At 74.2% G+C, this 9,363-nt stretch carries 9 protein-coding genes; 7 read left to right on the top strand and 2 right to left on the bottom strand.

What is annotated here, in order from left to right:
* Together ABD254_RS08690 and ABD254_RS08685 are read right to left on the bottom strand one after the other, a co-directional pair.
* Nucleotides 1-700 (bottom strand): 5-oxoprolinase subunit B family protein (locus tag ABD254_RS08690; RefSeq protein WP_344247606.1); only part of this gene is annotated, 700 nt, incomplete at its 3' end.
* Nucleotides 701-702: 2 nt separating this feature from the next.
* The gene (locus ABD254_RS08685) at nt 703-1,542 is read right to left on the bottom strand and encodes a LamB/YcsF family protein (protein ID WP_344247604.1); all 840 of its coding nucleotides are present in this window, start codon (nt 1,540-1,542) and stop codon (nt 703-705) included.
* A gap of 259 nt (nt 1,543-1,801) precedes the next feature.
* Between ABD254_RS08685 and ABD254_RS08680 the strand changes: the two genes are divergently transcribed.
* From ABD254_RS08680 to ABD254_RS08650, 7 genes are all read left to right on the top strand, one after another.
* A complete protein-coding gene (locus tag ABD254_RS08680) occupies nt 1,802-3,682 on the top strand; it encodes a M15 family metallopeptidase (RefSeq protein WP_344247602.1) in 1,881 nt (626 codons plus the stop codon).
* 2 nt (nt 3,683-3,684) lie between these two features.
* A complete protein-coding gene (locus ABD254_RS08675) occupies nt 3,685-4,266 on the top strand; it encodes an aminoacyl-tRNA deacylase (protein ID WP_344247600.1) in 582 nt (193 codons plus the stop codon).
* Between the two features lie 98 nt (nt 4,267-4,364).
* Entirely contained in the window at nt 4,365-4,733 is a 369-nt protein-coding gene (locus ABD254_RS08670) for an STAS domain-containing protein (protein WP_344247598.1), read from the top strand.
* The gene (locus tag ABD254_RS08665) at nt 4,730-5,977 is read left to right on the top strand and encodes a winged helix DNA-binding domain-containing protein (RefSeq protein WP_344247596.1); all 1,248 of its coding nucleotides are present in this window, start codon (nt 4,730-4,732) and stop codon (nt 5,975-5,977) included. Before ABD254_RS08670 ends, ABD254_RS08665 begins: the two co-directional genes overlap by 4 nt.
* Before the next feature lie 99 nt (nt 5,978-6,076).
* Nucleotides 6,077-7,342, top strand: coding sequence for an FAD-binding protein (locus ABD254_RS08660; protein ID WP_344247594.1), 1,266 nt, complete (start codon nt 6,077-6,079; stop codon nt 7,340-7,342).
* Between the two features lie 228 nt (nt 7,343-7,570).
* On the top strand, nt 7,571-9,157 hold the full coding sequence (locus tag ABD254_RS08655) for a sodium-dependent transporter (RefSeq protein WP_344247592.1): 1,587 nt from the start codon (nt 7,571-7,573) through the stop codon (nt 9,155-9,157).
* A complete protein-coding gene (locus tag ABD254_RS08650) occupies nt 9,154-9,321 on the top strand; it encodes a methionine/alanine import family NSS transporter small subunit (RefSeq protein ID WP_344247590.1) in 168 nt (55 codons plus the stop codon). Before ABD254_RS08655 ends, ABD254_RS08650 begins: the two co-directional genes overlap by 4 nt.
* Nucleotides 9,322-9,363 lie beyond the last annotated feature (42 nt).

Genomic DNA, 9,363 nt, shown 5'->3' with positions numbered 1-9,363 from the left:
GCCGCTCCGATCCGGAACTGCCGCCGTGATCCGTGCCGTGCGTGGCGCCCGCCCGCACGGACGCGCGCGCCGGTGTGAACCGCACCCGGTCGCCGGGCGCCCAAGGCGTGGGCGGGTCGCGCTCGACGTCCCACGTCACGAGGTCGGTGCGCCCCACGAGCTGCCAGCCGCCGGGGCTCTCGCGCGGGTAGACGCCGGTGTACGGGCCGGCGAGCGCGACCGACCCCGCCGGGACCCGGGTGCGGGGGCTCGACCGCCGTGGCACGACCAGCCCGGAGTCGTCCCCCGTGAGGTACGCGAAGCCCGGCGCGAACCCGACGAAGCCCACCACCCACGAGGCGTTCGCGTGCCGTCGCACCACCTCCTCGACGCTCCAGCCGAGCAGGGTCGCGACGCCGTCGAGGTCCGCGCCGTCGTACACCGTCGGGACCTCCACGAGCCGACTGCCGGCCCCACCCCGTCGGTGCTCGCGGTCGGGCCGGACGTCGGACGACGACGCGCGGGCGCGCAGCTCGGCGGCGAGGTCGGCCGCCGAGACCCGCCAGGGGTCGAACGCGACCAGCAGCGTGCGCGCGCCTGGCACGGTCTCGCCGACCCCGGTCACGGGGTGCGCCTGCAGCGACGTGTGCAGCGCGACCGCCTGCGCGAGGTCGTCGAGCTCGACGAGCAGCGCGTCGTCGCGCGCGGCGCGGACCCGCACGCTCAGCCGGCCGTCGCGGCGCCGTCGTCCGCCGCCCCAGGAGCCCCGCCGGGAGCCCCGCCGGCGGCCCCGCCGTGCGCGCCGCCGACGAACGGGCGGACCGGCACGCCCGCCGCGTCGAGCACCTCCCGCACCCGCTCCGCCATCGCCGCGGCGCCGGGGGTGTCGCCGTGCACGCAGACGGAGTCCGCGGCGACGGGGACGAGCGAGCCGTCGACGGCCTCGACCACGCCCTCGGTGGCGAGCCGGAGCACGCGTCGGGCGACCTCGTCGGGATCGCGGAGGACGGCGCCGGGTGCGGAGCGCGGCAGCAGCGTGCCGTCGGGCGCGTACGCCCGGTCGGCGAACGCCTCGGTCGCGACCCGCAGCCCGACGTCGGCGGCGACGGCGAGGGCGGCGGTGCCGGGCTGGCCGAGCATCGTGAGGCCGGGGTCGAGGTCGCCGACTGCCACGGCGACGTCCCGCGCGACCCGTTCGTCCTTCGCGGCGGCGTGGTACAGCGCGCCGTGCGGCTTCACGTAGGCGACGCGGCCGCCCTCGGCGGCCGCGATCCCGCACAGGGCGCCGAGCTGGTAGAGCACGTCGGCACGGAGCTCGTCGCCGGGCACGTCCATCGCGCGCCGCCCGAACCCCGCGAGGTCGCGGTAGCCGACGTGCGCGCCGATGGCGACCCCGTGAGCCACCGCGGCGCGGACCGTGCGGCGGATGGTCGCCGGGTCGCCGGCGTGGAAGCCGCAGGCCACGTTCGCGCTGGACACGACGGCGAGCATGCGGTCGTCGTCGCCCAGGCTCCACCGCCCGAACCCCTCGCCGAGGTCGCTGTTGAGGTCGACGCCGCTCATGGGGACAGTGTCCAACACGGCCCGTCGCCGGGGGCGCTCCCGGGTGCTCCGTGGCCCGGTCCGGGATGACCGGGGAGTGAAATCTTGGCTCCGGGCTGGCATCCGCGGCCCGGGTGTCGCAAGGTGGGAGAGGCCACGTCGTCGCCCGCGTCACCTTCCGCGGGGACGGTGTGCAAGGATGCGAGCGCTGTCGCGTCGAAGCCGAGGGAGGTCTGCGGTCGTGAAGCCTGCGCCAGGCGCTGACCAGGACGGTCGTGCGATGCCGGGGACGCGACGGAGTCGCCTGCTCAAGTTCGTGGGTTCGGGGTCCGCCGCGTGCGTCCTCGCCGCGGGGCTGCTCGCCGTCCCGGTGATCGGTGCGCCCGCGGGTTCTGACCTGCTGCACGCCGCGCAGGAGCTGCCCGACGTCGGCGCCGGGAGCCCTGCGGGCGAGGGCGTCAGCGTCGGAGTCGTCGGCTCGACCACCACGACCGGGCCGACGACGGTGGAGGAGGTGCTCGCCGTCCTCGAGCGCGCGGAGCTCGCGGCGCAGGAGGCCGGTCGCGAGCTGACGCCGGAGGTGCGGCAGGCGGCCGCCGAGCTCGGGATGCTGCTGAGCACCTACCTTGCCCAGCAGGCCGAGTCCGACTTCCGGCTGACCGCCGACGGCGCGCCCGTGGCAGCCCCTCTGGTCGACGCGGCCGACCCGGCCGAGGACGACGCCGTCCCGGTCTCGCGCGCCGTCGAGGCGAACGAGAAGGCGGGCGCGAAGGCCGACAAGACGGCTCCCGCCGACGAGGGGTCCGACGAAGAGAAGTCCGCGGGGAAGGCTCCGGCCGACAAGGAGGCTCCGGCCGACAAGGAGGCTCCGGCCGACAAGTCCGCCGGGAAGGCCGTCGACGATGCCGCCGACGACGAGGTGGCCGATCACGAGTCCGCGCACGACCACTCCGGCGAGGTGACGTTCGACGACGTGGTGGTGGCCGCGACGCGGCTGGCGAACCTGCTCGACCCGGCGTCGGCGACGGCGGTGGCCGACGTCGTGCTCCCCGCGGACGGCATCGACGGCGTCACCTCCCTCGACGGGATCTCGTCCCGCGCGACGCTGACCGCCGGGCTGCGTGCGGTCGTCGAGAAGTACGCCGGCAGCACGTCGGGCTACGCGAACGGCCGGATCCCCACGTCTGCGCTCTGCCCGCTCGACTTCGCGCCGGGCCACATGCTGCGGTGCGACGCCGCGGAGCAGCTCATGCAGCTCAACGAGCTGTACGAGAAGAGGTTCGGGGTCCCGATCCCGATGACGGACTCGTACCGGCCGTACGACGTCCAGGTCCGCCTGAAGATCACCAAGCCGTACCTGGCGGCGGTGCCGGGCACGTCGAACCACGGCTGGGGCCTCGCCGTCGACCTGTCGTACCCGATCTCGTCCGGGACGACGTCCGAGTACCAGTGGCTGCGGGTGCACGGGCCGGACTTCGGCTGGGACAACCCGTCATGGGCCCGCCTCGACGGCTCCAAGCCCGAGCCGTGGCACTTCGAGTTCTTCGCCGCCGGGCCGATCCCCGACCGGGCCTGGGACGCCGACGACGTCAGCGTGACCGGCGCCGCGCAGGACAAGGCGGCCCAGCACGACCGGGTCAGCAGGACGTCCGACAACGGCACGTCCGGCAAGGGCAAGGGCGACACGAAGCGCACGGACACGAAGCCGGGCGGCACGAAGGCGGACGGCAAGTCCGACGACGGCAAGGACACGCCGGCGCCCAAGCCGACGCCCAAGCCGACCCCGAAGCCGAGTCCCTCGCCGTCGCCGAGCGAGACGCCCAAGCCGACGCCTACGCCGACCCCGACGCCCTCCCCGACGCCGACGCCCTCCCCGACGCCGACGCCCTCCCCGACGCCGACGCCCTCCCCGACGCCCACCCCGACCCCGACGCCCACCCCGACGCCCACGCCCACGGACGACCCGTCCGGTGAGCCGACGCCGACCCCGGATCCCGAGCCGTGTGCCGACGAGGCGCTGGACGCCGCGGCAGCGGCCCTGGCGACGGAGACGACGGCGGACGACGACGCGGCGTTGCCGGCACTGCTGGGTTGCCAGCTGCCCGAGGACCAGCAGGACGGCCCGCTGGACGAGGCCCTCGTGGCGTACCGGGAGAACTAGGGGTGAATCGTCCCGCGACACCGGACGACGCCCCGGAGGGTTCGCCCGGAGAGTTCCGTGCCCGCGAGGCGCTTGAGGCTTCGGGGATCGCGTTCGAGATCACCCGGCACGGCCCGGTGGGCTCGCTCGAGGAGGCGGCACGGGTCCGCGGCCTGCGGCCGGAGCAGGTCGTCAAGAGCCTGGTGGTGCGCCGCGCGGAGGACGACTACCTCTTCGTGCTGGTACCTGGCGGCCGGACGATCGCGTGGCCGCGGCTGCGCGCGCTGCTGGGCGTGTCGCGGTTGTCGATGCCGGACCGGCACGTCGCCCGCGAGGTGACCGGGTACGAGCGCGGCACGATCACGCCGTTCGGCTCCACGCGCCCCTGGCCCGTGGTCGCGGACGAGCGCGTCGTCGCGGGGCCGGTGTCGATCGGCGCGGGGGCGCACGGCGTCGCGGCGACGGTCGACGGCGCCGCGCTGGCCGCGGCGCTCGGCGCGCAGGTCGCCGACGTCACCGATCCGGAGCCCGGGGCGACACCGGACGCCGGCGAGTCCACCGCCGCGGTGCCGCCGCACGCCGCAGGGGTGGACGAAACCCGCTGAGGGGGGAACACTCGACGCGGGCCTGTGGCGCCGCGCCGAGGCCCCCGGTTCCGCCCGCTCGCCGATCGGCACCGCACGTACGGGAGCTTCTTCACGACATGGACTTCGACAGCAGCAGCGACCCCGGGCCCAGCTCCGGCATCTCGTCCCGGACCGGGGACGAGGGCACCGTCCTGACCCTCTGGGGCGAGGTGGACGCCGCGCTGCGCGAGGCGGCCAGCGACGCGATGGCGGCGCTCGCCGCCCGGGGGTCCACGCGCCCCGTCGTCCTGGACACGCGGGACGTCACGTTCATCGACTCGTCCGGCGTCGCGTTCGTCCTGCAGGTGTACATGCTCGGCCAGGAGACGGGGACGCCGGTCATGCTGCGCGAGCCGTCCGAGGCGGTGTCCGAGGTGCTGGACATGGTGGGCATGGGCGGCCGGATCCCGGTGGAGCAGGTGGAGTCGTCCGGCAGGCTGGGGTGACCGCGCGGCCCGGTGGGCAGGCCTCACGGGCGGCGCCGGACTCCCGGATCGTGCGGGCGGCACGCCTCGAGGCGACGCACCTGCGCGGCCGGGGCCGACCAGACCTGCCCGCCGTCGTCGAGCACCTGCTGGCCGTGCAGGCCCAGGAGCTGCAGCCGGCGCTGTGGGGGCTGAGCCGCCGCGTCGTCCCTGCGTCCCGCCCGGGTCACGCGGCCGCGAACCGGGCGCTCGCGGACGGCGAGCTGTTGCGCACCCACGTGCTGCGGCCCACGTGGCACGTGCTGCGCCCCACCGACGCGCGCTGGCTGCTGGAGCTGACGGCGCCGCGCATCGCGAGGCTGATGGCGTCGACCGAGAAGGCCTGGGGGCTCGGCGACCAGACTCGGGGCGCGGACGCGGTGGCCGCCGAGGTCGCGAACGGGCCTCGGACCCGCGCCGAGCTGAAGGAGGCCCTCGTCGCGCGCGGCCTGCTCGCCGCGGACGCGCCCGGCATCGCGTTCACGCAGATGCTCATGCATGCGGAGCTGCGGCGGCTCGTCATCAGCGGCCCACCGCCGGCAGACCGGCCGACGCACCACCAGGTCTACGCGACGTTCGACGACCGCGTCCCGTCGGGATACGGGCCCCTCGGGTCCACGTACGACGCGGAGGCGGCGGTCGTCGAGCTCTGGCGCCGTTACCTGCCGGGCCGGGCGTTCGCGACCGTGAACGACCTGCGGCTGTGGAGCGACGTCACCGTCGCCGACCTGCGTCGCGGCCTGGCCGTGCTCCGCGACGCCGGGGAGGTCGTCGAGATCCCGGGCGGCGGCGACCTGGAGGGCCTGACCCTCGTGGCGACGGCGGCCACCGCGGAGCGCTGGCTCGACGGCGCGGGTCCCGCCCATGGCGACGCCGCCGGCGACGGGGACGGCGGGCCGACGGTCGACCTGCTGCAGGCCTACGACGAGCTGTTCATGTCCTACCGCGAGACGCGGCACGTGCTGCTCGACCCCGCGCTCCCGGCGCCCGAGCGTGCGGGCGCCTTCGTGCACGGGGTCGTGGTTGACGGCGTCTTCGCCGGCCGCTGGCGCTGGCCGTCGGGCGCCGCCCCGAGCATGCGCCGTCCTGAGCCTGTCGACGGGTCGAGGGGCCCGCAGCGCGGCCGCCTGGCCGTCGACGTGCAGTGGGTCAGGGAGGCCTCCGACGCCGAGCGCGCCGCGCTGGACCGGCAGGTCGCCGAGCTCGAGGCGTACCTGGCCGGCTGAGCGCAGGCTCGGCCGGCGGGCCCGTCGGACCGCAGGACGACCCGGGATCCGTCTGAAGGTGGATCCGACGCCGTCGGCGGAGATGGCAGGGTAGAGGCCGTGCATCAGAACTGGGCCGGGAACCTCACGTACTCCGCGCGCGAGATCGTGCGCCCCACGACGCTGGAGCAGCTCGCCGACCTCCTCGCGGGACCGGAGCGGGTGCGGGCCCTCGGGTCGCGGCACTCGTTCAACGACGTGGCCGACACGGACGGCGTGCACGTGCAGGTCGACGTGCTCGACGACGGCCGCCCCGCCGTCGACGTGCTGGACGCCGACGGCGTGGAGAACGGCGTCGTCTCGGTCAACGCCGGCCTGCGCTACGGCGAGGTGTCGCGCGGCCTGCACGCCACCGGGCGCGGGTTGGGGAACATGGCGTCGCTGCCGCACATCTCCGTCGCGGGCGCGGTGGCGACCGCGACCCACGGCTCGGGCGACGCGAACCAGAGCCTGGCGGGCGCCGTCGTCGGCCTGGAGCTCATGACGCCGGCCGGCGAGCTGCGCCGCATCACGCGCGACGAGCACCCCGACGTCTTCCCGGGCACGGTCGTGTCCCTGGGCGCGCTGGGCGTCGTGACGCGCGTGGAGCTCGCCACCGTGCCGACGTTCGCGGTGCGCCAGGACGTGGCGGAGGGCCTGCCCTGGGACGCGTACCTCGAGAACTTCGACGCGATCACGTCGGCCGCGTACTCGGTGAGCGCCTTCACCTCGTGGGACGAGCCCGCCGTACGGCACGTGTGGTTCAAGTCGGTCGTGGGGTCGGACGGCGGCGGGGTGCCCCAGGTGCCGGGCGCGCGCTGGTCGACCGTGCCGGTGCACCCGCTGCCGGGCGTGGACGCGTCGGCGACCACGGAGCAGCTCGGCGTGACCGGCCCGTGGCACGAGCGGCTGAGCCACTTCCGGCTCGAGTTCACGCCGTCGGCGGGAGCGGAGGTGCAGACGGAGTACCTGCTGCCGCGCCGCAACGCGGTGGCCGCGATCGAAGCCGTGCGGGGGCTGGGGCCGAAGGTGGCGCCGCTGCTGCAGACGAGCGAGATCCGCACCGTCGCGGCGGACGACCTGTGGCTGAGCCCGTTCGACGAGCCGTCCGTCGGTCTCCACTTCACCTGGCTGCCGCGCGAGGCGGACGTGCGCGCGCTGCTGCCGGACCTCGAGGCGGCGCTGCTGCCGCTCGGCGCCCGGCCGCACTGGGGCAAGGTCTCCACCGTGGACCCGCGCGACATGGCCGCCCTCTATCCGCGGTTCGGCGACTTCCGCGACCTCGCCGGACGCTTCGACCCCGACGGGCGGCTGCACGGCGGGCTGGTCGCGCGGCTCCTGGGCTGAAACCGCCGGTCGAGCCTGTCGAGACCAGGACCCGGCGGTTGAGCCCGTCGAAACCTGCCGCCGGTCGAGCTTGTCGAGACCACGGATCCGTGCGACAGGCTCGACCCACGATTTCGCCCGGATCGTCCGGTTCGCGGCGTGCCTGGATGCCGGTCCTGCCGTTGCGGCGCATCATCGCTCGTGAGACACGTTTGACGCGACGGTGATCTACATGGAGGTTCGTCACCCGTGAGCGCACCATCCACCCAAGACACGAGCCCCCCGCGGGAGCAGTTCACCGGACAGGTCGGCTTCATCCTGTCCGCGATCGGCTCCGCCGTCGGGCTCGGCAACATCTGGCGGTTCCCCGGCGTCGCGTACGAGAACGGCGGTGGCGCCTTCATGGTGCCGTACGTCATCGCGCTGCTGACCGCGGGCATCCCGATCCTCTTCCTCGACTACGCCCTCGGGCACCGCTTCCGCGGCGGGCCGCCGACGGCGTTCCGGCGGGTCAAGACCTGGCTGGAGAGCCTCGGCTGGTTCCAGGTGATGATCTGCTTCGTCATCGCCATCTACTACGCGGCGGTCATCGCCTGGGCGCTGAGCTACTTCGTGTACTCGTTCGGCCTGCAGTGGGGCGACGACCCTGCCGCCTTCTTCACCGGCGACTACCTGCAGCTCTCCGACACCGCGAACGGCGGTCCGTGGTTCTCCCTCGACTTCGTCCCGGCGGTGCTGATCCCGCTGGTCCTGGTGTGGGTCGCGACCCTCGCCGTCCTCGCGGGCGGCGTCGCCAAGGGCATCGAGAAGGCGAACGTCATCTTCCTGCCCGTGCTCGTCATCGCGTTCAGCGTGCTCGTGGTCCGCGCGATCTTCCTCGACGGCGCGGGCGACGGCCTCAACGCGTTGTTCACGCCCGACTGGGGCGCGCTCGGCGACCTGAACGTGTGGATCGCCGCCTACGGCCAGATCTTCTTCTCGCTGTCCGTGGCGTTCGGCATCATGATCACCTACTCGTCGTACCGGAAGCGCAAGGCCAACCTCACGTCCCCCGGCCTGGTCGTCGCGTTCTCCAACTCGGGCTTCGAGATGCTCGCCGGCATCGGCGTGTTCGCGGCGCTCGGCTTCCTCGCGCACGAGCAGGGCGTCGCGGTGGCGGACCTCGAGGGGCTCACCGGCCCGATCCTGTCGTTCGTGACGTTCCCGGCGGTGATCTCGCAGATGCCGGCCGGCGCGCTGTTCGGCGCGCTCTTCTTCGGCTCGCTGGCGTTGGCCGGGTTCACCTCGCTCATCTCGATCCTGCAGGTGGTGTCGGCCTCGTTCCAGGAGAAGTTCGGCCTCAGCCGTCGCCAGGCGACCCTGTGGATCGGGCTGGTCGCGGCAGCGCTCTCCGTGATCGGGATGGCGACGACGACGGGCCTCATCGCCCTGGACACCATCGACAACTGGTCCAACCAGATCGGCATCGTGGCGTCTGCGGTGATCATGTGCATCTTCTTCGTCTGGCTGCTGCACAAGGGGCCGGAGCTGCGGTATCACCTCAACGCCGTCTCCACGTTCCAGGTGGGCCGCTGGTGGTACGCGTGCGTGGGCGTGATCGTCCCGGCGATCCTCGCCTACATGCTGGTCTCGCGGATCGTCGACCTCGTCCAGAACCCGTACGAGAAGTACGACGAGACCTACCTGCTGTACGCCGGGTGGGGCACGCTGGTGGTGCTCGTCGTCGGCGCCGTCGTGCTGACACTTCCGCGCTGGCGCCGCAGCCCTGACGAGTTCACCCCGTGGCCGGCCTTTCCGCCGTCGGTCACGACGACCTCGAAGGAGGCCGCGCGATGACCACCCCCGCCATCATGCTCATGGTCCTGTCCCTGCTGATCGTGTGGGGCGGGCTCGTCGTCAGCATCTTCGTCCTGCGCGCCCGGCCGGAGCGCGCCGACTACCCGGCCGGCGGCGACGACGACCACCGCGAGGACGACCACGTCGTCGAGCACGACACGTGACCTCCCCGCCGAGATAGAGGCCGAGATGGAGAGGGCCGGACC

It is taken from the genome of Isoptericola hypogeus (genome assembly GCF_039531145.1).
GTDB classification, from domain to species: domain Bacteria; phylum Actinomycetota; class Actinomycetes; order Actinomycetales; family Cellulomonadaceae; genus Isoptericola; species Isoptericola hypogeus.
The sequence above is the reverse complement of the archived record's forward strand: the minus strand, read 5'-3'. Positions and strand labels throughout refer to the sequence as shown.

Excerpts from the sequence above, each read along its gene's own strand:
- ABD254_RS08685 (WP_344247604.1), bottom strand. The coding sequence starts at position 1,542 with ATGAGCGGCGTCGACCTCAACAGCGACCTCGGCGAGGGGTTCGGGCGG.
- ABD254_RS08680 (WP_344247602.1), top strand. The coding sequence starts at position 1,802 with ATGCCGGGGACGCGACGGAGTCGCCTGCTCAAGTTCGTGGGTTCGGGG.
- ABD254_RS08670 (WP_344247598.1), top strand. The coding sequence starts at position 4,365 with ATGGACTTCGACAGCAGCAGCGACCCCGGGCCCAGCTCCGGCATCTCG.
- ABD254_RS08650 (WP_344247590.1), top strand. The coding sequence starts at position 9,154 with ATGACCACCCCCGCCATCATGCTCATGGTCCTGTCCCTGCTGATCGTG.